General features: G+C 65.5%; 22 protein-coding genes and 1 tRNA gene. 11 read left to right on the top strand and 12 right to left on the bottom strand.

All coding sequences use genetic code 11. The features are described from left to right. Positions 1-52: 52 nt before the first annotated feature. The 6 genes from QX051_RS15675 to QX051_RS15650 form a co-directional block, all read right to left on the bottom strand. A complete protein-coding gene (locus QX051_RS15675) occupies positions 53-1216 on the bottom strand; it encodes a M20 aminoacylase family protein (RefSeq protein ID WP_315776715.1) in 1164 nt (387 codons plus the stop codon). 22 nt (positions 1217-1238) lie between these two features. Then, positions 1239-2738, bottom strand: coding sequence for a M81 family metallopeptidase (locus QX051_RS15670; protein WP_315776714.1), 1500 nt, complete (start codon positions 2736-2738; stop codon positions 1239-1241). Positions 2739-3006: 268 nt separating this feature from the next. Then, entirely contained in the window at positions 3007-4653 is a 1647-nt protein-coding gene (locus QX051_RS15665) for an ABC transporter ATP-binding protein (protein ID WP_315737468.1), read from the bottom strand. A 111-nt stretch (positions 4654-4764) separates the two neighbouring features. Continuing rightward, complete coding sequence (locus tag QX051_RS15660; protein ID WP_315714711.1) at positions 4765-5655, bottom strand: ABC transporter permease; 891 nt, start codon at positions 5653-5655, stop codon at positions 4765-4767. A gap of 12 nt (positions 5656-5667) precedes the next feature. After that, on the bottom strand, positions 5668-6609 hold the full coding sequence (locus QX051_RS15655; protein WP_315776713.1) for an ABC transporter permease: 942 nt from the start codon (positions 6607-6609) through the stop codon (positions 5668-5670). Between the two features lie 391 nt (positions 6610-7000). Then, positions 7001-8131 (bottom strand): M20/M25/M40 family metallo-hydrolase, encoded by a 1131-nt coding sequence (locus tag QX051_RS15650; protein WP_315776712.1) that lies wholly within the window; start codon positions 8129-8131, stop codon positions 7001-7003. A gap of 269 nt (positions 8132-8400) precedes the next feature. On the opposite strand from QX051_RS15650, the gene QX051_RS15645 reads away from it, so the two are divergent. Beyond that, complete coding sequence (locus QX051_RS15645) at positions 8401-10014, top strand: ABC transporter substrate-binding protein (protein ID WP_315776711.1); 1614 nt, start codon at positions 8401-8403, stop codon at positions 10012-10014. A 101-nt stretch (positions 10015-10115) separates the two neighbouring features. On the opposite strand, the gene QX051_RS15640 is transcribed toward QX051_RS15645, so the two are convergent. Further along, complete coding sequence (locus QX051_RS15640) at positions 10116-10259, bottom strand: hypothetical protein (RefSeq protein WP_315776710.1); 144 nt, start codon at positions 10257-10259, stop codon at positions 10116-10118. A gap of 261 nt (positions 10260-10520) precedes the next feature. Between QX051_RS15640 and QX051_RS15635 the strand changes: the two genes are divergently transcribed. Further along, positions 10521-12134 (top strand): ABC transporter substrate-binding protein, encoded by a 1614-nt coding sequence (locus tag QX051_RS15635; RefSeq protein WP_315776709.1) that lies wholly within the window; start codon positions 10521-10523, stop codon positions 12132-12134. 327 nt (positions 12135-12461) lie between these two features. Here QX051_RS15635 and QX051_RS15630 read toward each other — a convergent pair whose 3' ends face one another. Then, positions 12462-13865 carry a methyl-accepting chemotaxis protein gene (locus QX051_RS15630; RefSeq protein WP_315776708.1) on the bottom strand — a complete coding sequence of 468 codons (1404 nt, stop codon included), beginning with the start codon at positions 13863-13865 and terminating at the stop codon, positions 12462-12464. 216 nt (positions 13866-14081) lie between these two features. On the opposite strand from QX051_RS15630, the gene QX051_RS15625 reads away from it, so the two are divergent. The 4 genes from QX051_RS15625 (at position 14082) to QX051_RS15610 (ending at position 16353) form a co-directional block, all read left to right on the top strand. After that, complete coding sequence (locus tag QX051_RS15625; RefSeq protein WP_315737475.1) at positions 14082-14411, top strand: metalloregulator ArsR/SmtB family transcription factor; 330 nt, start codon at positions 14082-14084, stop codon at positions 14409-14411. Beyond that, complete coding sequence (locus QX051_RS15620) at positions 14404-14889, top strand: SRPBCC family protein (RefSeq protein WP_315776707.1); 486 nt, start codon at positions 14404-14406, stop codon at positions 14887-14889. Before QX051_RS15625 ends, QX051_RS15620 begins: the two co-directional genes overlap by 8 nt. Positions 14890-14919: 30 nt before the next feature. Next, positions 14920-15579, top strand: a complete 660-nt coding sequence (locus tag QX051_RS15615) for a glutathione S-transferase family protein (protein ID WP_315776706.1) — start codon at positions 14920-14922, stop codon at positions 15577-15579. A gap of 471 nt (positions 15580-16050) precedes the next feature. After that, positions 16051-16353, top strand: a complete 303-nt coding sequence (locus QX051_RS15610; RefSeq protein ID WP_315776705.1) for a hypothetical protein — start codon at positions 16051-16053, stop codon at positions 16351-16353. Between the two features lie 203 nt (positions 16354-16556). Here QX051_RS15610 and QX051_RS15605 read toward each other — a convergent pair whose 3' ends face one another. After that, positions 16557-17972: a hypothetical protein gene (locus tag QX051_RS15605; RefSeq protein WP_315776704.1), complete on the bottom strand. Its 1416-nt coding sequence runs from the start codon at positions 17970-17972 to the stop codon at positions 16557-16559. Between the two features lie 378 nt (positions 17973-18350). Between QX051_RS15605 and QX051_RS15600 the strand changes: the two genes are divergently transcribed. Continuing rightward, positions 18351-18575, top strand: coding sequence for a glutathione S-transferase family protein (locus QX051_RS15600; RefSeq protein ID WP_315776703.1), 225 nt, complete (start codon positions 18351-18353; stop codon positions 18573-18575). A gap of 264 nt (positions 18576-18839) precedes the next feature. Beyond that, on the top strand, positions 18840-19565 hold the full coding sequence (locus QX051_RS15595) for a Crp/Fnr family transcriptional regulator (RefSeq protein WP_315776702.1): 726 nt from the start codon (positions 18840-18842) through the stop codon (positions 19563-19565). Between the two features lie 36 nt (positions 19566-19601). On the opposite strand, the gene QX051_RS15590 is transcribed toward QX051_RS15595, so the two are convergent. Beyond that, positions 19602-19688, bottom strand: a tRNA-Leu gene (locus QX051_RS15590). A gap of 388 nt (positions 19689-20076) precedes the next feature. Here QX051_RS15590 and QX051_RS15585 point away from each other — a divergent pair. Next, a complete protein-coding gene (locus QX051_RS15585; RefSeq protein ID WP_315737480.1) occupies positions 20077-20538 on the top strand; it encodes a hypothetical protein in 462 nt (153 codons plus the stop codon). Positions 20539-20557: 19 nt separating this feature from the next. Here QX051_RS15585 and QX051_RS15580 read toward each other — a convergent pair whose 3' ends face one another. Together QX051_RS15580 and QX051_RS15575 are read right to left on the bottom strand one after the other, a co-directional pair. Next, the gene (locus QX051_RS15580) at positions 20558-21757 is read right to left on the bottom strand and encodes an FAD-dependent monooxygenase (protein WP_315737481.1); all 1200 of its coding nucleotides are present in this window, start codon (positions 21755-21757) and stop codon (positions 20558-20560) included. 10 nt (positions 21758-21767) lie between these two features. After that, on the bottom strand, positions 21768-22010 hold the full coding sequence (locus QX051_RS15575; RefSeq protein WP_006611181.1) for a zinc-finger domain-containing protein: 243 nt from the start codon (positions 22008-22010) through the stop codon (positions 21768-21770). Positions 22011-22302: 292 nt separating this feature from the next. Here QX051_RS15575 and QX051_RS15570 point away from each other — a divergent pair, with 292 nt between their 5' ends. Further along, positions 22303-23454 (top strand): hypothetical protein, encoded by a 1152-nt coding sequence (locus tag QX051_RS15570; RefSeq protein WP_409997755.1) that lies wholly within the window; start codon positions 22303-22305, stop codon positions 23452-23454. A gap of 46 nt (positions 23455-23500) precedes the next feature. Further along, the gene (locus tag QX051_RS15565; RefSeq protein ID WP_315776701.1) at positions 23501-24250 is read left to right on the top strand and encodes an alpha/beta hydrolase; all 750 of its coding nucleotides are present in this window, start codon (positions 23501-23503) and stop codon (positions 24248-24250) included. The last annotated feature ends 106 nt before the right edge of the window (positions 24251-24356 follow it).

Here is a 24356-nt window from a genome sequence, read left to right as displayed (position 1 = left end):
CCGTTGCCGAAGTTCATCTCAATTCGCGCCCGCTCATTGACGTAGATCAGCGCTAAGCTGCCGGCAGACGAGTCTCGATGATGCGGGCGAACATGCTGGCGCCGATCGGCAGGATCTTGTCGTCGAGCACGTAGCCGGGATTGTGCACCGGCACCGAGCCGTCATGGCCGACCCAGAAATAGGCGCCCGGAATCGTCTGCAGCATGTCGGCGAAATCCTCGCTGCCCATCTTCGGCGTCGAGCGGGTCAGCACCTTGGACGGCTCGACCACGGTGCGCGCGACCTGCTCGACGACCTTGGACTGCTCCTCCTGGTTCACCAGCACGCTGAACGTGTCGCGGATGTCGACATCGATCTCGCAATTGAACGCCGCCGCCATGCCGGCGCAGATCGCGCGCATGCGCTCGCGCACCAGCGCGCGCACGGGGTCCGAGAACGCGCGCACGGTGCCGCACAGCCAGGCATCGCCGGGAATGACGTTGTAGGCCGAGCCGGCATGGATCTGCGTGATCGAGACAACGGCCGCCTGCAGCGGCTCGACGTTGCGGCTGACGATGGTCTGGATCGCCTGCGCCACGCTGGTCGCGATCACCACCGCGTCCTTGGAGCGCTCGGGCATGGCGCCATGAGCGCCGTAGCCGGAGATCTTGATGTCGAAGAAGTCGGCGCCGGCCATGGCAGGGCCGGGCAGGATGGCGATCTCGCCATGCTCCAGGTCGGGCGCGTTGTGCAGGCCGTACAGCTCGTCGCAGGGGAATTTCTGGAACAGGCCGTCCTTGATCATCGCCCGCGCGCCGCCGAGGCCTTCCTCGGCCGGCTGGAAGATGAAGTGCACCGTGCCGTCGAAATTGCGCGTCTCGGCGAGATAGCGCGCGGTGCCGAGCAGCATCGTGGTGTGGCCGTCATGGCCGCAGCCATGGAAGCGACCGGGGATCGTCGAGCGCCACGGCAGGTTGGTGTTCTCCTCCATCGGCAGTGCATCCATGTCGGCGCGCAAGCCGATCCTCTTGCCGCTATCGCCTTTGCCCTTGAGCACGCCGATCACGCCGGTGCCGCCGAGGCCGCGATGCACCTCGATGCCCCATTGCGCGAGCTTCTCGGCGACGATGCCGGAGGTCCGCGTCTCCTCGAAGCCGATCTCGGGATGGGCGTGCAGGTCGCGGCGGATGGCGGTGAGCTCGTCGGCGTAACCTTGGATGCGATCGATGGTGGGCATGGGTGCGTTTCCCTGGAGAGGTTTAAGCTTTGAACGCCGGACCGTTCGGCTTGAGGCGGACGCCCGGACGCAGGCTGGTCCAGGGCAAAGTGGAGGGATCGGCGGGCATCGCGCCGGGCGCGGCGCAGATCAGGAGATGTTCCGCGATCGGTTCGAAATCGGCGCGGAAATGCACTGAGCTCTTGTTGACGAGAATCGCCTGCGCGGTCGGCTCGATGCCGACGAAGCGGTACATTTCCTGGTCGGCGAGCTGGGACTTGTGCGAGGCCACGACGACGCGGACATCGCCAATGCGCAAGCACGCTGACGGTCCCATTTCCATCTTGCGGCCTCCGTAAAACGGACCCGGCGCGACGAAACGTCCATCGGACAGCTTCTCGACGATGAAGCTCTCCTCGAACGGTGCATCGCCGGGAATGCCGCTCTTGCCGCCGAGCGACAGCGTCACGGTGGCCCCTTCGCCGGCCGCATGCGCGGCCAGCGCCGCTTGCGGATCGTAGATCATGCCGATCGCGGCGCGGCTGGCGCGGTTGCGCACCAGCGCGCGCAGCATGCCGGTCGTATCGGAATCGCCGCCCGCGCCGGGATTGTCCTGGGTGTCGGCGATCACGATCGGGCGCGTCGCCGTCTGCGCCAGCGTCATCGCATGGCGCACGCCGTCATCGGGCGTGTAGATGCGGCCGTCGAAATCATCCTCGTGGCCCGCGACGATCGCCGCGATCGCATCCGCCGCGGCGTCCGCGTCGGCCTGCGTCCGGCCATAGGCGAACACGCTCGGGCCGCAATGCGCGAAATCGGCGGCGGGAAAGCCGGGCGCGAACGACAGCGTCGGCACGGCCTCGCTCTGCAGCGCCGCAAGCTTCTCGTAGATGCCCTTGGTCGGCTGGTCGTTGGTGCATTGCCAGCTGATCGGGATCAGGAACGGCAATTGCCGGAAGGCCTTCGCCAGCGGCGCCTTTGCGCGCAGCAGCAGGGAGAGATGCTCGGCACTGGCGCGGCCGGTGTCGGCCATGTCGGTGTGCGGATATTTCCGGTAGGCGATCAGCGCATCGGCATGTGCCATCATCTCGGGCGTGACGTTGGCATGCAGATCGAGGCTCGCGACCAGCGGCACGTTCGGGCCGATGACCTTGCGCACGCGCGCCAGGATCTCGCCTTCGCCGTCGTCAAGATGCTCGGCCACCATCGCGCCGTGCAGATCGAGATAGACGCCGTCGAGCGGGCCGGCGGCCTTGATGCGCTCGACCATCACGGTCGTGATGCGCTCGAACGCGTCCCTGGTGACATGCGCCGAGGGACTCGCCGCGCAGGCGATGGTGGGCACGACGTCCCAGCCGTAGGATTCCGCGACCGCCATGAAGCCGGCCTGGCCGGCATTGATGCCGCGCATCGTCGTGAGCACGGAGGCCGCATCGGCGATCGAGGCGCGGCCGCCGCCATGCATGAACGCGTCGTAGTCCGCTTTCGTCGGTGCGAATGTATTGGTCTCGTGCAGAAAGCCGCCGATCGCGACGCGCGTCATCACTCCGCCTCAGGCTGTTGGTGGTGCGATGACGTTAGACCGCGTATCGCGGCCCACGCAAGCGATCGAGCGATGCCGTTTTGCATGCGGGCCACGATGACGGCGCGTTGGCGCGGTGGCGTCTCGTCGTGGGTCCTTGCCGGCTCAGCGACGCAGTTCAGAGTCCCCGGGCCGCCTGGATTGCTTCGCTGCGAAGCAAGCCAGGATCCGTCTAGATATCCAGTCTGGATTGCTTCACCGCTTGCCGCGACGGCGGTGGGTGGCGTTGCTACGCCACTGCTTCCGACACCGGCCGGAAGTTGGCGAAGTCCCAGTTCCGTCCCGGCGCCGCTTCGAGCAGCGCGCGCGTGTAGGCTTCCTTCGGATGCGTCAGGATCTCGCCGGCCGGACCCTGTTCGACTATGCGCCCCTTCTGCATCACGACGACGTCGTCGCAGATCTGCGCGGCAACGCGCAGGTCATGCGTGATGAACAGGATGGCGATGCCGAGCCGGCGCTGGATCTCGTCGAGCAGCTCCAGCACCTGCGCCTGTACCGAGACGTCGAGCGCAGACACCGCTTCATCCGCGACCAGCACGTCGGGATCGAGCGCGAGCGCGCGGGCGATAGCGATGCGCTGGCGCTGGCCGCCGGAGAACTGGTGCGGGTAGCGTGAGATCGCGTCCGCGGGCAGGCCGACCAGCTCGAGCAGCTCGCGCGCCCGCGCCATCGCCTTGTCATGCGAGGTGCCGTAGTTGACCGGTCCCTCGGCGATGCTTTCACCGACGGTCAGCCGCGGGTTGAGCGAGCGGTAGGGATCCTGGAACACGATCTGGATCCGCTTGCGATGCGGCTGCAGCAGCCGCCGGGTCAGGATCGAGATCTCATGGCCGGCCAGACGGACGCCGCCGGAGGTCGGATCGATCAGCCGGACGATGCAGCGGGCCACCGTCGACTTGCCGGAGCCGCTTTCGCCGACGATGCCGAGCGTGCGGCCCTTGCGCAGGGTGAGCGTGACGTTCTGCGCGGCGACGACTTCGCGCGCTTTGCCGAGGAACGAACGCTCGCGATAGACCTTGCCGAGCTCGTTGGTCTCCAGCACCACCGGCTCGGTGCTGTCCGGCCGCGGCGGGCGCGGGATCAGGCTGGGCACGGAAGCGAGCAGGTTGCGCGTGTAGTCCATCTCGGGCGCCCGCAGGATCTTGTCGAGCGCGCCGGTCTCGACCAGGCGTCCCTGGCGCATCACCGAGACGCGATCGGCGATCTCGGCGACGACGCCCATGTCGTGGGTGATGAACAGCACGGCGGTGCCGTGATCGCGCTGCAACTCGCGGATCAGCGAGAGGATCTGCTTCTGCGTGGTGACGTCGAGTGCGGTGGTCGGCTCGTCGGCGATCAGGAGTTTCGGCTCGAGCACCAGCGCCATCGCGATCATGATGCGCTGGCGCTGGCCGCCGGACAGGCGATGGGGATAGGAGCCGAAAATGCGCTCGACGTCGGGCAGGTGGACCTGCTCCATCATGTCGAGGATGCGCTTGCGCCGCGTCCGTGCATCGAGGGACGTATGCGCGCGCAGGACCTCGTCGATCTGGCGGCCCACCGGCACGACCGGATTGAGCGCGGTCATCGGCTCCTGGAAGATCATCGCCATCCGGGTGGCGCGCAGCTCGCGCAGCCGGCGATCGCTCGCGGTGAGCAGCTCTTCGCCGACCAGCTTGACGCTGCCGCCGACGGCATGCAGCGCGTTCTTCGGCAGCAGGCCCATGGTGGTCAGCGACGTCACCGACTTGCCGGAGCCGCTCTCGCCGACGACGCAGAGCGTCTCGCCCTTTTCGACCTTGATCGAGACGCCGTCGATGATGCGCGGGCCGTTCGGGTTCTTCGTCTTGCCGACGGTGACGACGAGATTGTCGATGTCGAGGATGGTGTCGGTCATGTGTTCATTTCTCCACCGTCATTGCGAGGAGCGATAGCGACGAAGCAATCCAGAGCTCCGGGTGCGGCCCCTGGATCGCGTCGCTTCGCTCGCGATGACGAAAAACCATTGTCACTTGCCGGCCTCGCGCTGCTTCATGCGCGGGTCGAGCGCATCGCGCGCGGCGTCGCCGATCAGGTTGATCGAGAGGATGGCGATCGACAGCAGCAGGCCGGGCCAGAAGATCAGCGATGGCTTGATCTGGAAGTAGGAGCGGCCCTCGGCCATGATGTTGCCCCAGGTCGGCGTCTCCGGGCTGATGCCGGCGCCGAGGAACGACAGGATCGCCTCGGTGAGAATGGCGGCGGCGCAGATGTAGGTGCCCTGGACGATCAGCGGGGCGATCGTGTTCGGCATCAGATGCCGCCACATGATCTTGGGCATCGACGTGCCCAATGAAATCGCAGCTTCGACATAGGGCTCCTCGCGTGCCGTCAGCACGACCGAGCGAACCAGGCGCGCGACGCGCGGGATCTCGACGATGGTGATCGCGATCATCACGGTGCCGACGCTGGCGCCCGACAGCGAGACGACGGCGATGGCGAGCAGGATGCTCGGGATCGCCATCAGGCCGTCCATCACGCGCATCAGGATGGCGTCGACCCAGCGGAAGAAGCCGGAGACGAGGCCGATCACGAGTCCGATCGCGATCGAGATGATCGCGGCGCCGACGCCGACCAGAAGCGAGATGCGGCCGCCATAGATCGTGCGCGACAACAGGTCGCGGCCATAGGCGTCGGTGCCGAGCAGGTGTTGCGCGCTCGACGGCTTGAGCCGCTGCGCTGGCGCGAGCAGCACGGGATCGTGCGGCGCCAGCAGCGGTGCCAGGATCGAGATCAGCACGATGAGCGACAGGCAGACGGTCGCCACGGCGATGATCGGGGTCGAGGTGAGAAAGCCGAACCGGGGACCCAGTCGCGTGGTGACCGGGATCGACGGCTCAGGGGTGGTAACGATCGCCATCGGATGAGGGCCTCAGTAGCGGATGCGTGGATCGAGCAGGGTGTAGGCGAGGTCGATCAGGAGATTGACCGCGAGATAGATGAACGAGGTGAGAAGGATCATGCCCTGGATGACCGGATAGTCGCGCGCCAGCACGGCGTCGACGGTGAGGCGGCCGATGCCGGGCAGGTTGAACACGCTCTCGGTGACCACGACGCCGGAGATCAACAGCGCGAAGCCGGAGCCGATCACGGTGATGACGGGCACGGCCGCATTTCGCAACGCGTGGCGCAACAGCACCGCGATCTCGCTGACGCCCTTGGCGCGCGCGGTGCGCACGAAGTCCTCGCCGAGCACGTCGAGCATCGCGGCGCGCGTCATGCGCGCGATCAGCGCGACGTAGATGAAGGACAAAGCGCAGGTCGGCAGGATGATGCGCTCGAAGAACGGGCCGAAGCCGGCGCTGAGACTCTTGAAGCCCTGGACAGGGACCCAGCGCAGGTTGATCGCGAACAACTGGATCAAGATGTAGCCGATGACGAATACCGGCACCGAGAAGCCGATCACCGAAAGCGCCATCACGAAACGGTCGATCCAGGTGCCGTGCTTCCAGGCCGCGATGACGCCGAGCGGGACGGCGACGAGGATCGACAGGATGATGGTCGAGATCGCGACCGAGATCGACGGCTCGATGCGCTGCCCGATCATCTGCAGCACCGGCACCTTGGAGATCAGCGATACGCCGAGATCGCCATGCAGCAGCTGATTGATCCAGGTGAAGAACTGGATGTAGAGCGGCTCGTTCAGTCCGAGCGTGGCGCGGATGCGCTCGAGCTGCTCAGGGGTCGCGTTGTCGCCGGCGAGAATCGCGGCGGGATCGCCCGGCGTCAGCCGCAGCAGGAGAAAGACGAACAGCGCCACCACGCCCATCACAGGGATGGATGCGAGGATGCGGCGAAGCAGATAACCGATCATCTCGAGAGAACCGCCTTCATGGTGCTGGGGCGACGCGCGCAACGTCGTGAGAGAGTGTGCATGTCACCGATATCCATCGCTTTCAAGGTCTCCGGTGTTCGCTCATCTGCTCGTGCACACGGGACGACACGGTGTTCGTGATCCGCGCGAACCATCGCATATGCGAACAATGTCGCAGCACTTTTGCGGCGAACCTTGCGCAAAACTTTGCAAGCCGCATGCCATCATGCGCGCGCTGCGGAGTGATTGTCCACTCGCCCCGCGCAGGTCCCGGAAAATGAAACCGTGCTGCTGCGCAGCGTAGCCCGGGCGAGCGGAGCGACCGCGCGGACGAGCGGGACCTGCATCTCGCTTGCGCTCATGCGGGCTACGCGCCGTCCTGTGTCGCGATCTAGTCGAGCGTCGCGAGCAGCCCCGCCATCAGGCGGCCACGCTCGGCAAGGCTGTCGATCTCGATGTGCTCGTTCAGGGTGTGCATGTCGGTGCCGCGCACCCCGAGGCCATCGAGGGTCGGAATGCCGAGCGCGCCAGTAAAGTTGCCATCCGAGCCGCCGCCTGCCGAGCCGTGCGGCAGCGATAGGCCGAGCTGTTCGGCGATGCCGCGCGCCTTCTCGTACAGCGCCATGGTTCCGGAATCCGGCTCCCACACCGGCCGCGTCACGCCGCGCGTCACCTTGAAGGTCACGTCGTCGGCGGTGCCGGACAGGGACAGCATGCGCTCCACGCCGCGATCGAGGTCGGCCTGCCGCTTCGCCATGCTGAGCGCTTCGCCGGTGGCGGTGGTGGCGACGCAGTTGACCCACTGGCCGCCATGAACGATGCCGACGGAGAAGGTGCAGTCCTCCGTTGTCATGCCGTCGATGGCGAGGATCTGTCGCGCCATTTCCCGGATGGCGGAACGACCCGCGCCGAGCCGCGCGCCGGCATGGCTCGGGCGCCCGATCGCCTCGAGATTGAAGCGGGCGATGGCGTAGCGGCCGGTCACCACGCCATTGTCCTGACGGCCCGGCTCGGGCACCAGCACGTATTTGTTGCGCTGCGCCTCGGCTTCGATGATGTCGCGGGTCGAGGGCGTTCCGACCTCCTCGTCCGGCGTGAACAGGATGGTGATCGGCAGCGGCGTCGCAATGGAGGCCTTGATCAGCTGGCGGATCGCTTCCAGCGTGAGATAGTTGCCGCCCTTCATGTCGCAGATGCCGGGCCCATAGCATTTGTTGCCCTCGCGGCGCCAAGGCAGCTTGGCCAGCGTGCCGACGGGGTGAACGGTATCCATGTGGCCGGCGATCAGGATGCCGGGCTCACCCTGCCGCGGGTGCGGGAATCGGGCGCGCACGCAGCCGGCGAAACCCTGGCGCCCGGCGATGCGCTCGATCGTCGCACCCAGGATCGCCATGTCGCGCGCGGCAAGATCCAGCATGCGCTCCACCGCGGCGGCGTCCCAGGTCGGACTTTCGCACTCGACCCAGCCGCGCAAGCCCTGCAGCATGATTTCGGTATCAAAGGGAAGATGGGCTGGATTCATTGGTGCTCTCTCAAGGCATTGTCGCGATCTCATGATACGAGACGCAGGCGGGCGCGCTTTGTAAAGCGAAAGCTATGCAGACGTTAACGGCATTGTCAGCCACGGGCCGCATGCGCTGAATGCGGATTGACGCGAAAGGCGACCTCTGCAACTGTCGAAGGCTTGCGACTTACAGCATGTTAGTTCGCACAAGGATTGATCTGCACGCCCAACGAATGATCTGGATCTGATCAGTTTCAGGTCAAACCATCCACTCAGGAGACCTCGTAATGTTCCACAGCCCGCGCTGGAAACGTCTGACGCTCGCGACGAGCCTCGCCGTTTCCGTGCTTTCGCTCTCGACGGCGCTGAGCACCCAGGCCATCGCAGCCGGCAAGAAGACGATCACGGCGGTGATGCATTCGGATCTGCGCGTCATCGATCCCGGATTCACGACGGCCTACATCACCCGTGACCATGGCTACATGGTTTACGACACGCTGCTGGCGACCGATTCGAATTTCAAGGTCCAGCCGCAGATGGCGGACTGGAAGGTCTCCGACGACAAGCTGACCTACACCTTCACCCTGCGCGACGGCCTGAAATGGCACGACGGCACGCCGGTGACCGCCGAGGACTGCGTCGCTTCGCTGAAGCGCTGGGGCCGCAACGACGGCATGGGCCAGAAGCTGATGGACTTCACGGCGAGCCTGGAGGCGCCCGATGCCAAGACCATCGTGCTCAAGTTGAAGGAGCCCTATGGACTCGTCCTGGAGTCGATCGCCAAGCCGTCCTCGCTGGTGCCGTTCATGATGCCGAAGCGTCTCGCCGAGACGCCGCAGGGCCAGCAGATTTCCGAGCAAATCGGCTCGGGCCCGTTCAAATTCGTCAAGGCGGAATTCCAGCCGGGCGTGAAGGCGGTGTACGAGAAGAACACCGACTACGTGCCGCGCAAGGAGCCGGCGAGCTGGACGTCCGGCGGCAAGGTGGTGAAGGTCGACCGCGTCGAGTGGGTCACGATGCCGGACGCGCAGACCGCGGTGAACGCGCTGCAATCGGGCGACATCGACTTCATGGAGAACCTTCCCTACGACATGCTGCCGGTGCTGGAGTCGAACTCCGAGCTCAAGATCGACGTGCTGAACAAGTTCGGCTACCAGACGCTCGGCCGCATGAACTTCCTCAACCCGCCGTTCGACAACGTGAAGGTGCGCCGCGCGGCCTTCCTCGCGCTGAACCAGAAGGACGTGCTCGACGCGCTCGTCGGCAACGACAAGTATCAGAAGATCTGCGGCGCCGTGTTCGTGTGCGGCACGCCGCTCGAGACCGATGTCGGCGCCGAGACGCTGATCAAGGGCAACGGCATGGCGGAAGCCAAGAAGGCGCTCGCCGAGTCCGGCTATGACGGCACGCCGATCGCGATCATGGCGCCGGGCGACGTCACCACCTTGAAGGCGCAGCCCGTGGTGGCGGCGCAGCTGTTGCGCGAGGCCGGCTTCAAGGTCGACCTGCAGGCCACCGACTGGCAGACGGTGGTGACACGGCGGGCCAGCCAGAAGCCCGTGAAGGAGGGCGGCTGGAACATGTTCTTCACCAACTGGGTCGGCGCCGACGTCGCCAATCCCGTGGCGAACGTGTCGATCGGCGGCCGCGGCACCAAGGGCGGCTGGTTCGGCTGGGCCGAGGATGCCGAGATCGAGAAGCTGCGCGACGCCTATGCGCGGTCCTCCTCGCCGGACGAGCAGAAGAAGATCGCCACCGAGATCCAGAAGCAGAACTACGAGAAGGTGATCTACATCCCGCTCGGCCAGTATTTGCTCCCGAGCGGCTGGCGGAAGTCGCTGACCGGAGTGCTCGACGGCCCGGCCACGCCGGTGTTCTGGAACGTCGACAAGAGCGAGTAGGCCGCGCGCCGAACTCGTGACGCAACGAGAGACGCGGTGAAGCGGAGACTTCGCCGCGTCTCTCTTTTGTTCTTGCGCTCGCCTTGTGCATGAGCCGCGCTTCAGCAGTGCGGATCGCGGACCGCTTCCAGGCCGTCGACCATCAAGGGCGGGCTGATCTGATCCTGGGGTGGCGTCTTGCCGGTGCGGATAGGTGCGGACAGACGTCGGCCATTATCCCGCGGTTCGGTGACTTCATTCGGCATCGTCAAGCTCCTTGCTGGTGCGCATAACGGACCAGGTGCAGCCGAGTTCCAGATGGCGGGACGCCATCGTTGCAGCCGCGCTATGTGCATCCGCGCGATGCGGTGACCCATGCGCCCATGGCGATTGACCTGCGATGGAACTGCTGCAAGTCTCCTTGTCGAGACTCTTTGCTCCGCGTTTGCAGACGCGACGCAAGACGCCTCGTCAGGCCTTGATCGGTATCAGGGCCCTCGGATGGAAGCCACGCCAAGAGAGATCGCATGTCACATACTCCGCGCCGGACCTCATCCGCGCTCGTTTCATGGTTCGTCGCCTCGGTCATGGCCGTGTCGATGGCGGGCGTGACGACCGAGGCCCTCGCCGCCGGCAAGAAGACGATCACGGCGGTGATGCATTCGGATCTGCGCGTCATCGATCCCGTGTTCACGCCGGCCTACATCACGCGCGACCATGGCTACATGGTGTACGACACCTTGCTCGGGACCGACGCCAAGTTTCAGGTCCAGCCGCAGATGGCGGAGTGGAAGGTCTCGGACGACAAGCTGACCTACACCTTCACCTTGCGCGACGGCCTGAAGTGGCACGACGGCGCGCCGGTCACCGCCGAGGACTGCGTCGCTTCGCTGAAGCGCTGGAGCCGCAACGACAGCATGGGCCAGAAGCTGATGGAGGCCACGGCCTCGCTGGAGGCGCCCGATGCCAAGACCATCACCTTGAAGCTGAAGGAGCCTTACGGCCTGGTGCTGGAGTCGATCGGCAAGCCGTCCTCCTACGTGCCGTTCATGATGCCGAAGCGTCTCGCCGAGACGCCCGCGAACCAGCAGATTTCAGAGCAGATCGGCTCCGGACCGTTCAAGTTCGTGAAGGCTGAATTCCAGCCGGGCGTGAGGGCGGTCTATGAGAAGAACACCGACTACGTGCCGCGCAAGGAGCCGCCGAGCTGGACGGCCGGCGGCAAGGTGGTGAAGGTCGACCGCGTCGAGTGGGTCTCGATGCCCGATGCGCAGACCGCGGTCAACGCGCTGCAGGCGGGCGACATCGACTTCATGGAATTCCCGCCGCTCGACCTCGAGCCGGTGCTCGCCGCTAATCCCGATCTTTCGATGAACGTGCTGAACAAGTTCGGCTACCAGACCCTGGGACGCATGAACTTCCTGTTTCCGCCGTTCGACAATGTGAAGATCCGCCGTGCGGCGTTCCTGGCGCTGAACCAGAAGGATGTGCTCGACGCGCTCGTCGGTAACGCCAAGTACTACACGATCTGCGGCGCCGTGTTCGGCTGCGGCACGCCGCTCGAATCCGACATCGGCTCGGAGACGCTGGTGAAGGGCAACGGCATGGAGCAGGCCAAGAAGCTGCTGGCCGAGGCCGGCTACGACGGTACTCCCGTCGTGATCCTCGCGCCGGGCGATGCGATCACCCTGAAGGCGCAGCCGGTGGTCGCCGCGCAGCTGTTGCGCGAGGCCGGCTTCAAGGTCGATCTGCAGACGACGGACTGGCAGACCGTGGTGACGCGGCGTGCCAGCCAGAAGCCGCCCAAGGAGGGCGGCTGGAACATGTTCTTCACCAACTCGGTGATCGCCGACTCCGGCAATCCGATCGGCAGCACCTTCGTCGGCGCACGCGGCCAGAAGAGCCCGTTCGGCTGGCCCGACGATCCCAAGATGGAGGAGCTGCGCGACGCCTTCGCCAAGGCCACGAAGCCGGAGGACCAGAAGCGGATCGCCGCCCAGATTCAGCAGGAGGTGTACGACCAGGTGATCTACGTGCCGCTCGGCCAATGGTTCATGCCGAGCGCTTGGCGCAAATCGATCACCGGCGTCCTGGAAGGGCAGGCCGTGCCGGTGTTCTGGAACGTCGACAAGAGCGAGTGACGAGATGTCGGCCGCGGCCCGTAGCCGTAGCCCGGATGAGCGATAGCGACATCCGGGTTCAAACGCGCTGTGGAGGAGACCCGGATGTCGCCGCGCTCATCCGGGCTACGCGACTGCCGACGGGGTCGACTCTCTCGCCGTTATTCCGGGGCATCGCGCAGCGATGAGCCCGGAATCCATATCCACGCGCCGTCATGTGGCGAAGACAAGCGCCACGGCCATCTCGCACCACGCTCTGTCCTGTGGCTATGGATTCCGGGCTCATGCTGCGCACGCCCCGGAATGACGCGCGGATGGAGTGACCTGACGTCGGCAGCAGCCTCGTAGCTATGAGGCCCTGATCTCGTCCAGCGCCGCCAACACCTCGCTGGAAGCGACCTCGACCTTGCCGATCTCGTTGAGGGCTTCATCGATGCGCCCTGAGCTGAACAGGCGCGCGGCTTCCTTGCCGTGGCGATGCACCGCCTCGTGAGGGCGTTCGAGGTTGCGAAACGCCGGATCCCCGGCCAGACGCCGACCGCCTTCGCCATAGTACCATTTGCCGAGCCGGCACGTGTGATGATCGGAGAGCTCGTCGGCGCGAAGTTGCAGCCGGCCGACCGACATGTCCACCAGCCGCTTCTTCCAGATCACGTGATCGGCCTTGGCCAGTCTCACGACCTGGTTGTCCAGCGAGAGCTTGGCGATCTCGCCCAGCATCTTGCCGACCTTCGCGTCCGTCTTGCCCATGGTGTCCGCGAGCGACATCACCTCGTTGGCATTGGCGGTCGCGAGATCGGCGATGATGGTGATGCCCTGCGCGACCTCGTCGGTTGCGGCGGACTGCTCGGCGAGAATGCCGGAGATCTCGTCCATCTTGGTGCTGACCACCGCGGTCCGGGTGCCGGCCTGATCGATCGCCTGCGCCAGATCGTTCATCTCGGACATGCCGACCTCAACCGCCTTGGCGCCGCCGGCCATGGCCTCGACGATGCCGCTCATCTCGGCTTGCAGCCGCTCGATGCGACCCTTGATGTCCTCCGTCGCCTTGGTGGTCTGCTGCGACAGGTTCTTGACCTCGGCTGCGACCACCGCGAAGCCCCTGCCGAATTCGCCGGCGCGCGCCGCCTCGATGGTGGCATTGAGCGCCAGCAGGTTGGTCTGGTTGGCGATCGCGTCGATGGTGCCGACGATGGATCCGATCTCGGCGGAGGCGGCGCTGAGATCGGCGATCTTCGCCGAGGTGTCGCGCACGGAGCTGGCGATGCCGTTCATCGTCTGCAACGTCCGTTGTACCGCGGTCACGCTGTTCTCGACGGCCTGGCGCGTCGCGGCGGCCTCGGCGGCGGCTTCGGTAGACGTCGACCGGATGGAGTGTACGGAGGCCTGCATCTCGACCGATGCGGAAGCGAGACTCTGGCAGCGTTCGGACTGATTGTTGGAGGCGCCGATCAGGCGCGCCGCGCCGATCGAGGCTTCGTTGCTGTTGATGCAGAGGTCGACGACCGAATCGAGATCCTGGGACGCGCGGGCCGCGAGCGCGGTGCCGAGACGATGGATGGCCTCGATCAGTTGCGGCTTGAGCTTGGCGTGCAGCGCGGCAGCATCGACGCCTGCGACATCGCGATTGAGCTTGCCGTCCGCCCAGTCGCCGAGGCATTGCGCCAGCGCGTCCTGGAAGGCGTCGTGTGCGGAGGTGTCGGACGCAAGCGGGGCGTCCGATGGTTCGTTCTTTCGGCGGAATCCCAGCATCGTGCCTCTCATTGATGGCGAGCCCGGCTGGCCTGAACGAGGTCACACGCAGTGACCGGCCCGGACGCCGGCGGCCGTTGGTTCCACCCTCGTCGGTTGTGGTTAATGGCGGGTTTCTTCCTGCAACCGGTGGTGGCGAGATCTGCTGGATCAGGCTCTCGCGTTCCCCGACCTGCCGCCCTTGACCATTATGTAAGTCGCAGCTTACAGTAAGCTATGGCTTACGGAACGGCGCTGAACGTGTTGGCGGACCCGACGCGGCGGGAAGTGCTCGAGCGGCTGCGCGGCGGGCCGCGCCCGGTCCATGCGATTGCGGCCGGGATGCCGGTGTCGCGGCCGGCAGTATCGCAGCATCTGAAGGTGCTGAAGGATGCCGGGCTGGTCGAGGAGCGCAGCGAAGGCGTGCGGCGCATCTACTCGTTGCGCCGTGAGGGGCTGGCCGAGCTCCGCGACTGGCTCGACAGCTTCTGGGACGACGCACTGCTCGCCTTCAAGATCGAGGCGGAGCGCACGCATCGGCAGACGAAAGGGAGGATCGATGAGTGAGGGTGCCGTGATCGCGCCGGTTCGGAAGCTCGTCCATGTCCGGGCGCCGATCGACCATGCGTTCGACGTTTTCACGCGCGGCCTGACGCGCTGGTGGCCGCATACGCATGGGGTCGGCCGCAAGCCGATCGAGAAGGTGCTGCTGGAGCCGAAGCTCGGCGGTCGCTGGCTCGAGATCGCCGAGGACGGCACGGCGACCACGGTCGCGACCATCACGCTATGGGAGCCGCCGCATCGCTTCGTCATGCTGTGGCAGATCGATGCGCAGTGGAAGCCGAACGCGGCGATGCGCTCGGAGGTCGATGTGCAATTCGTCGTCGAAGGCGCGGACGTGACCCGCGTCGAGCTGCTGCACCACAAGTTCGAAACCATGGGCAGCGAGGCCGGCGCATCGATGCGGCGGGACGTCGAAGGCGGCTGGCCGGGGCTGCTGCAGCGTTTCGTGGCCGAGGTCGAGCGGCCGCCGACGTCATCCTGAGCAAATCATCATAAGAGTGGGGAGACCGTGATGTCCGAGTTCGTGGTCCATTCCGTGCCGGGAAGCCCGTTCGGGCGCAGCGTGCTGATCGCGCTGGAGGAGAAGGGCGCGCCGTATCGGCTCGCCGCGCTGGCGCCGGGGGACTCCAAGGGAGAGGCGCATCTGGCGCGTCATCCCTTCGGGCGCGTGCCGGTGCTCAAGCATGACGGCTTCGTGTTGTACGAGACCCAGGCGATCCTGCGCTATCTCGACCGCATGCTGCCCGAGCCGGCCCTGACGCCCGCGGACGTCAGGCAGGCCGCGCGTATGGACCAGGTGATGAACATCAGCGACTGGTACCTGTTCCAGGGCGTCTGCAACGTCATCATCTTCCAGCGCATCGTCGGCCCGCAATTCTTCGGCACGACCACCGACGAAGCCGCGATCGCACGCGCGATGCCGCAGGCGAGAGCCGTCATCGCCGAGTTGTCGCGGCTGCTCGGCGAGCAGCCGTTCATGGTCGGCGACCATCTGTCACTGGCGGATCTGCAGGCCGCGCCGCAGGCGAGCTTTCTGTCGTTGACGCCGGAATGGGCGGAACTGACCGCCGGCCACCCCAACCTCGTCGCCTGGATCGACCGGCTGGAGACGCGGCCGAGCTTCAGATCCACCACCATGGCGGAGCTGACGGCGCGAGCGCAGGCGGCGTAGCCTCCGCAGGTCGTTTAGGTGCGACCAGCCGAGCGGGCCTGCCGCCGCGGAACAAGCCGCCGGTCGCGCCGTCATCGGCGAGCAGGGCTTGCCCCACGCCGGAGCCGTAGATCAGATCACTGCAGATCAGATCACTGATGGAGCGACGTTGCGTTCACGTCGGATCAGGCGGGCGTCAGCTTGTATCGCGCCGCTGATCCGAGTCCGCTGTCCTGTTCGGGACAAAGCCGGGCCGTATCGGCCTCCCGAACGAGGCTGCAGGACTGCTCTTTCGCCAGGTCGGCTCTCTCATCCTCATCGTCGCGGAGTTCTCACCTTGATTGTCGCCGCGCACGCGCGGTGATGTGGCCGGAGGAGAGGTTCCGGGGCAGCCTGTTGAAGAGTTCGTTCCCCCTTGGTTTCGTGGCGCCAAGAAGGAGGGCCTGGATCGACAGCTCAGCGACGATATCGGAGTTTCCGTAAGGGGTCTTCATGGAGCATCTCGAATCCTTCCCGATATGGGATGCGCAATATGTCTCGCCGTTTGGCGATGCGCTGCAGAAGCGCATTGGACTGGTGCGGCCTGCTCTCTACAATCCGCGCGTAAAGTGTGGAGAAGAGTTGGACAAGTACGCAGCGAGGACAGTCGGAGATCCAGATTTGACGAAGAGCAAGCTGAGCGCCACGGCCGGTATCGATGGCGAGAATTCGATCTTGCGAACGTACGCGGACCCCGAAAAGACATTGCAGATATTTGTTGGCTCGTCGGACAAGGCAAACTGCAAAGTTTACTGAAAGAGGTCAAAGTCATTCCAAGGAGTGACGTCGAGTGCAATGGGTTTGAGACGCAATAGGAGCACGCCAGAATGGGTTTTCGGTGAGGTGAAGGCGACCCCGCACCCGCTTCATCTATTGGCGCGATCGCTACGACGCTGGCCATCGAGGGCCATTAACGACACTCTGCGTCGCGATGGTAAGCTGGCGCGTGAGAAATGGCGCTACGGCCTCGATGCTGGGATCGCCTGTCCGAGTATCGAATAGAGAATTTGTTGGTCGATGGCGGACGTAGGTCCGGCGCTGGATCCAGGTGTCGGTCGACCCATACTTAGTATCAGAGTATTTGTATCCTTGCGCGTGCCTGAGAGGAAATTTCCCGAGGTGGGTGCCGTCACCCGCACCAATTTCCAGGTCGGTGTGACGCTTCCCGTCAGCGTTATATAGAAATTGACTGTTTCACTTATGGTTGACACCGGATCGAAGACCGCCGGGCCTTCTCTCTTCTTTTCCTCCTGTATCTTCTTCGTCTCAACCAAACAGGTGAGCATGGCGTCTCTCATCGTATTCGTGGCGACGATGACCTTGTCGCGGGCCTCAATCAATTTCTTGAGATCAGCCGCGGATTGCTCCGCGGCTTCCTTCAATCTTTCCTCGTCCGCTTTAGATGGAGGCGCTGCGCTCGGATGATCAGAAGTGAGTTCGGCCGCCTTGTCGATGTTGATAACGAACGTCGAAACGTTGGCTGATTGTGCAATGGCCTCAAACTGCGCTTCAGCGACCGGCTTTAGGCACGATCCGTCGAGCGCTCCCTGCGCAATACTGTAACGAGGCTTCACCACATTGTTTATGATGGCCTGTGTCTTCGTCTCGATGCGGGTCGCTTCGGCCGAGTTCGCAAGAATCTGTTTGATCCGTTCCGCGCTTTCATTCTTCGGCGACGGTGCCTCCGTCAGCTCCTTGGTGGTCTTATCCGCCAGTTCTGGAATGTTGAATTTCTGAATGAGCTGAGTTGAAAATTGCCTCATCTTTTCGGACTGGCCCGCAATGGTTCGTATGGAATCCTCAGGTATGGCCTTCGGATCGACCTTTCGCCGTTCGGCAACGATTGTCGGGAGGTCCAGTTTGGGAATGGCAGGCGGCGGCGATGCGCCCGGTCCAAAATTGTTGCCCGGTCTCAAAACGCCGGTCTCGACCGGCTTGAGAGCCGCGTCAATGAGACGGTCTAAACCCAGATCGCTCTCGAGCAGCAATCCAGGATCGGGACGACAGAAGTCGTAGAGCCCGGTCTTCAGACGTCCGCTGTCGTTCTCCGCATCGAGATCCCTGAACGACATAAGAAACTCTACGTCCTCCTGCCTGATCGCTTGCGTCGTCAAACCACCTCCCGCGCCGATCGTGAAGGTTTGGGCGACATTGTTCACGGTGCGGAGTGGCTGCGTGTACGAGGCTCCCGGATTGATCTGGAAGCTATCGTCAATGGCGACCGTCAGTCGAATCTTGGCAGCCCACGAGCGCAAAAAGAGGAAGGGCTGCCGCCGTTCGGGTAGCTTTTCTTCCGGGAAGAGTGAGTACGCCTTATCCAGAACAGCCCTGTTAAGGTCGCACTTAATCCGTTTGACGACAGCATTGACGTCCACGGCAGCGATCCCATCCCGGCGCGGGACCTGCACGCAGCTACTGGCGGCGCATGCAAAAACAATCAATCCCGAGGCAGTAGCAAGCAAAACTGTGCGCAAGGTGAGGCCCCCCGGTCCCACGTCCCGAACGAATGGAAAACCACTCGATGCATTTGGCTAGTACAATTCGTCCCGCAAAGGTTGTAACCTGCTGCGCGTAGACGAGGAAGTCAATCCGGCCGCGCGTATGGACCAGGTGATGAACATCAGCGACTGGTACCTGTTCCAGGGCGTGTGCAACGTCATCATTTTCCAGCGCATCGTCGGTCCGCAATTCTTCGGTACGACCACCGACGAAGCTGCGATCGCGCGCCGCAGGCGAGAGCCGTCATCGCGGAGTTGTCGCGGCTGCTCGGCGAGCAGCCGTTCATGGTCGGCGACCATCTGTCGCTGGCGGATCTGCAGGCCGCGCCGCAGGCGAGCTTCCTGTCGTTGACGCCGGACTGGACGGAGCTGACCGCCGGCCATTCCAATCTCGTCGCCTGGATCGACCGGCTGGAGGGGCGGCCGAGCTTCAAGTCCACCACCATGGCGGAGCTGATGGTACGAGCGCAGGCTGCGTAGGCGCCAGCCGCGTCGGTCATTGCTTGGGCGTGAGATCCGCGTCCAAACGACTGATCGCGCCGTGAAGGCCGCTGGGGCGGACGAATGCGCGACTTTCAGCCACGTCATTAATCCAAGTTATATCGCTGCGGACCGGTTCCATCTTAGCTGTCAGGCATGCCGGAGGCTTCGGCATCCGCTCACTCGGAGCGGCCGCCGCTGCGTGCCGACGGCCGCGCGACGAAGTCGGCCCTGCGGACAGATTGGACACAAGCACCCCCCTTGATGCTGCGATCAGACCCCGATCTAGCCGCCCGCTGCGTCTCCTGCACTCACCTCAATTCCGGATTCTGTGCCGCGCTGTTCAATGCTTGCGGGGAGCAGTCGGCGCTGCCACGGCTCCACCAGCAGTTCTTCACCGTCCGGGCGGGCCAGCAGATCAAATGCCAGAGCGAGGCGCGCGACGATGTGCTCGTGCTCTGCACCGGCTGGGCATTCCGTTACATCCAGTTGTCGGATGGCGGCCGCCAGATCCTGCGCTTCCTGCTGCCGGGCGACATCTTCTCGCCGGCGGCGATCTTCGCCAAAGGCATGAGCTTCTCGGCCAAGGCATTGACCCAGGTCCAGGTCAGCCGGCTCGATGGCGAGGAGGTCCGCAAGCAGTGTCGCGCCGACGAGCTGGTCATGATGGAGGTGTTCCGCTCTCTCGGCGACAACGGCCGGGCCTCCTACGAGCTCATCACCGTTCTCGGCCAGCGTCCGGCCGAGCGTCGGATCGCACATCTGCTGCTCAGCCTGATGCGGCGCGTCGCGGCGCACAGCGTTATGCAGAATCACCGCTATCCGTTTCCCTTGAAGCAGCAGCACATCGCCGACGCCGTCGGCCTGACATCGGTCCATGTCAGCCGCGTGCTGGCGCTGTTTCGCGATCGCAAGATCCTGACGATCTCGGAGGGCACGCTGGAGGTCACCGATCTCGCCGAGCTCGAGCGGCTGGCGGCGTTGAACTGAGCCGGGCAGGGCGGTCAAGGAAGGCGCGCATAGCGCTGGTGCGGACGGTGGGACTCGAACCCACACGACGTTGCCATCGAGGGATTTTAAGTCCCTTGCGTCTACCGATTCCGCCACGTCCGCGCTTTGATTTCAGAGACCTGGCGCACCATCCGGCGAGGCCGGACGAGGTTGCACTTTGGCTCTGAAGCTCATCCTCTGCTTAAGCCAGCGAGAGCGCCTTGGTAAAGCCTCAATCCGGCCGTCACCAGCTGCTTTGAGATGCCTTCGCGTTGAAGCGCTTTGCCAAGTCTGGGATCACGTGGTGCAAGACATGGACGAAGCGGCCGTTGTAAGGCACGGACCCATCACGAGAAAACGATTCGGATCCGCATGCCTTGCGGACCGGTCGCAGGGCGAGGTGAGCGTGACGAATCCGAAGACCATCGCAGAGGCGAACACTGCCGCCGTTCGCGGCCGATCGGCCCACAATCGCGTCGACGTCTCGAGGCCGCCGCATGATCGAGGCTGCATGACCACCGATCGCCTTCGTTCCCGTCGCCTCGCGCTCGCCGCAGGACTGTTCGTGTTGGGTGGGCTGCTCTCAGGCTGCGCAGGCATGAGCGACAGCGTGTCGACGGCCTTCGCGGATCCCGCCAAATACGATCTCTACGACTGCAAGCAGCTCGAAGCCGAGCGCAAGGCGCTCGCGGCGCGCGCGGCCGAGCTGCAGGGCCTGATGGCCAAGGCGGAGACCGGAGCCGGCGGCGCCATCGTCGCCGAGGTCGCGTATCGCAACGATTATGTCGCCATCAGGGGCCAGTCGCAATTCGCCGAAGAGGCCTGGCGCCGCAACAAATGCGTGGAAACGCCGCCGGCGCCGGTGGCCGCGAAGGGTGGCAAGCCGGTCAAGCCGGCGCGCAATGCGCGGCCGATGGCCTCGAGCAATTCCGGCGCACCATCGATCTTGCCGCGCGACGGCTCGGTCTACTGACCGCAGCCGCAGCGGCAATCTATAGCCGCCAGTCGTAGATCCAGCTCTGCCGCGCCGACAGGCGCTGCGGGCCGAGCGCCTTGATGCTGAGGTCGCGGGCCAGCGCCAGCGGCCCGGTCATGTGATAGAGGCGGCCCTGATTGCGCGCGGTGCGCTGCACCTGGCCGACGCGCGGACGGCGCAGCTTGGCGTAGCGTTTGAGCGCAGCCGGGATCGCGCCGGGACCGTCCGGGCGTGCCTCGCTCAGGCTCTTGGCGAGCACCACCGCATCCTCGATCGCCATTCCCGCGCCTTGCGCCGCAAAGGGCAGCATGGCATGCGCGGCATCGCCCAGCAGCGCGACGCTGCCGTCGGTCCATTCGATGCCTTCGGGGACGCCGAACAGCGCCCATTTGCGCCAGCCGTCGACCGCGTTGAGCAGCAGGCGCGCCGTCGCAGGCCAGCGCGGTGGGGCGAACGCCGCCTTCAGCTCGCTCGGATCACCCTCCGTGCTCCAGCCCGGCCGGTTCCAGGTCCCCGGCACCACCGCGACCACGTTGACCTGCCGGCCGGCAGAAATTGGATAGGCGACGAGATGGGCCTCGGGACCCATCCACAGCTGCACCCGTGCTGCGGTCAATTCGCGTGGCAATTGCCGGGCGTCGAGCGTGCCGCGCCAGGCGATCAGGCCGGAAAACGCGGCGCGGACCTGCGGAAACAGATGGTGCCGGACCGCCGACCACACGCCATCGGCGCCGATCAGCGCCAGCGCCACGTCCTGGCGGCGCTCATTGCCGCGGCGATGCACCACGGTCAGGCCCTTGGCGTGGGCGGCGACGTCCTCGAACTGGCAACCGAGCCGCAGCTCGACGTCCGGATGCGCCATCACCTCCGCGGCCAGCGCCGCCTGCAGGTCGGCGCGGTGGATGACCCAATAGGGCGCGCCAGCCGCCTGGCTCGCGGCCTCGCCGAGCGGCAGGCGGGCGATCTCGCCGCCGGCCCGCGCACTCATGATGCTGACGGCGTCGGGCACCACGGCGCGCGCGGTCAGCCGCGGCCCCAGGCCGAGATCGAGCAGGATGCGGCTGGCGTTGGGGGACAGCTGCAGGCCGGCGCCGACTTCCTCGAGCCGTTCGGCCTTCTCCAGCACGACGACGCGGAAGCCCTTGGTGGCGAGCGCGAGCGCAGCCGTCAGGCCGCCAATCCCGGCTCCAGCCACATAGACGGTACGCGATGCCACGACACGCCGATCAGGCGACGTCCTTCAATACGCATTCCGGCGGCCGCGCTTCGCCCGCGGCGAGGTCCGGCGCATAGCGGTACAGCGTCGAGCAGTACGGGCAGATGATTTCCTTGTCGTTGCCGAGATCGAGGAACACGTGCGGATGATCGAACGGCGGATTGGCGCCCACGCACATGAACTCATGCGAGCCGATCTCGATGACGGGGACACCGGCATCATTGTGGAAATGCGGGACGATGTTATCGGCCATCGGTATCACCTCGCGTGGCAACGGGAGCGTATGCGGTCAGCACGACGGAGCAGGACGGGACTGAGGTCGCAGGGCCGCACGCGTCGAAAACGGCGCGACCATACTGAGCCTTAAGGCCAATTCCTAGTGTTGGGAACCCGCGTTTGGTGCAACGCACGCCGTTATGTTGTGGCCTGTGGATTCGACACAAACTCAGGCCCGCCGAGAAGCCCTTCTTTCGTCGGGGCCGTTGTGTCAGGCACAGGACATCCTATGTCTTTCGGCATCGTCCCCGCGACAACGTGAAGGCGGCGTGATCTCGAAGCGAATCAAGCTGGGAATCAGTCTGGCGCTGGCCGGGCTTGCCGTCAGCGCCGCGGTCGGCGCTGCGATATGGCCGCACGCCTATGGGGCCGGAGCCATCATCGTGGCGCAGGATGATCCGGCGAGGCTGTCGGAGCTTCAGATCGCGTCCGTTCTGCAGAACGATCCGGCGCGGATTGCTCGCAACATCGAGGATGCGCTCGCGGCTGGCGATCCCGATCTCGCCGAGAGTTTCGTCGCGCTCGCACAGGATCATCGCGTTGCGCTCGACGAGGCGCTGATCCAGCGGGTGAGCGATGCCGTGGCCGCCGAGAAGGCGCCGGGGAGTGTCGCCAAGCGCTTCGCCAGCGGGCTTGTCACCGGCCAGGCCGACGACGTCGCGAGCCTGTCCGGCACCGTGGCGGGCGATCTCTTCGTGTTCGGCGACATCCGCGACGCGGTGCGCGAAGGCAAGCACCTGGTGATGGGCGAGGAGACCGACCGGCTGGTGCTGGGTCTCGCGACTGCGGGCCTTGCCGTCACGGCCGCGACCTATGCCTCGGTCGGGACTGCCGCGCCGGTGCGGGCGGGCCTCACCCTGGTCAAGGACGCGAGGAAAGTCGGCCGGCTCGGCGAGGGGCTCGCCGCCTGGGCCGGGCGCTCGGCGCGCGAGGTTGTCGATGCGCCGCTGTTGCAGCAGGCGGTGGCCTCGGGCTCGGTGCTGCGGCCGGGCCAGACCGCGACCGCGATCCGGGCTGCGTTCCGCGCCGAGAAGGCCGGCGCGCTGGTGCGGCTCGCCAAGGATGTCGGCCGCATCACCGAAAAGGCCGGCACGCGTGGCGCGCTCGATTCGCTCAAGCTCGCCGAAGGGCCGAAGGACATTGCCCGTGCGGCCCGCCTGGCCGAGGCCAAGGGCGGGCAGACCCGCGCGATCCTGAAGCTGCTCGGCCGCGGCGCGCTGCTGCTGACCGCGGGCGCATTCAATCTCGCGCTGTGGCTGTTCGGCGCGTTGATGACGCTGCTCAGCTTCGTCGCCTCGCTCAAGGCGATGGCCGAGCGGGCCACCCAGGCCTGGCTCGACCGGAGCAAGCGGCGCCGCCTGCGCCAGATGCAGGCCGCTGCGGTCCGTCCCGAACTGGTCGCGGCCGCGCCCTGCGGCTAGACTGCGGCTCAAGATCAATCCTTGCACATTCCGGGATCCGCGACCGATGCCGAGCTTTCACAACGGCGCTGTTGAAATTGCCTTCATCGACGAGGGGGAGGGCGATCCGATCGTGCTCGTCCACGGCTTCGCCTCGACCAAGAACGTCAACTGGGTCTATCCGTCCTGGATCTCCGAATTGCGCAAGGACGGCCGCCGCGTGATCGCGCTCGACAATCGCGGCCATGGCGATTCGGCCAAGCTCTACGACCCCGCGCTGTATTCGATCGCCGCGATGGCGAGCGACGTCACGGCGCTGATGGATCATCTCGGCCTCGCCAGCGCCGACGTCATGGGCTACTCGCTCGGCGGCCGCATCGCCGCGCATATTGCCTTGAGCACGCCACAACGCCTGCGCTCGGCGATCTTCGGCGGCATCGGCATGGCGATGATCGAGGGCGGCGGCCCCGGCGAGAACGTCGCCTCGGCACTCGAGGCGCCGTCGATCGACGACGTGACCGATCCCGTCGGCCGCACCTTCCGCGCCTTCGCCGACCAGACCCGCTCGGACCGCCTGGCGCTGGCCGCCTGCATGCGCGGCTCGCGCGGCCTGATCTCGCGGGAGGAGGCGGGCCGCATCGCGGTGCCGGTGCTGGTCGCGGTCGGCACGACGGACGAAGTGTCGGGCTCGGGGCCCGCGCTCGGTGCGCTCATCCCGGGCGCAGAGGTGCTCGACATTCCCAACCGCGATCACATGCGCGCGGTCGGCGACAAGGTCTACAAGGCCGGCGTGGTGGATTTCCTGGCGCGGCGCTGAACGCGAAGCCCGGGCGAGCGGAGCGACCCCGGGTTCTCAGGAGCAGCGCGTGTGAACCCGCATGTCGCTTTCGCCGAAGCCTCGCGGCTTCGGCTGTCGCTCATGC

It is taken from the genome of Bradyrhizobium sp. SZCCHNR1053, assembly GCF_032381235.1.
Taxonomy (GTDB): Bacteria; Pseudomonadota; Alphaproteobacteria; order Rhizobiales; family Xanthobacteraceae; genus Bradyrhizobium.
The sequence above is the reverse complement of the archived record's forward strand: the minus strand, read 5'-3'. Positions and strand labels throughout refer to the sequence as shown.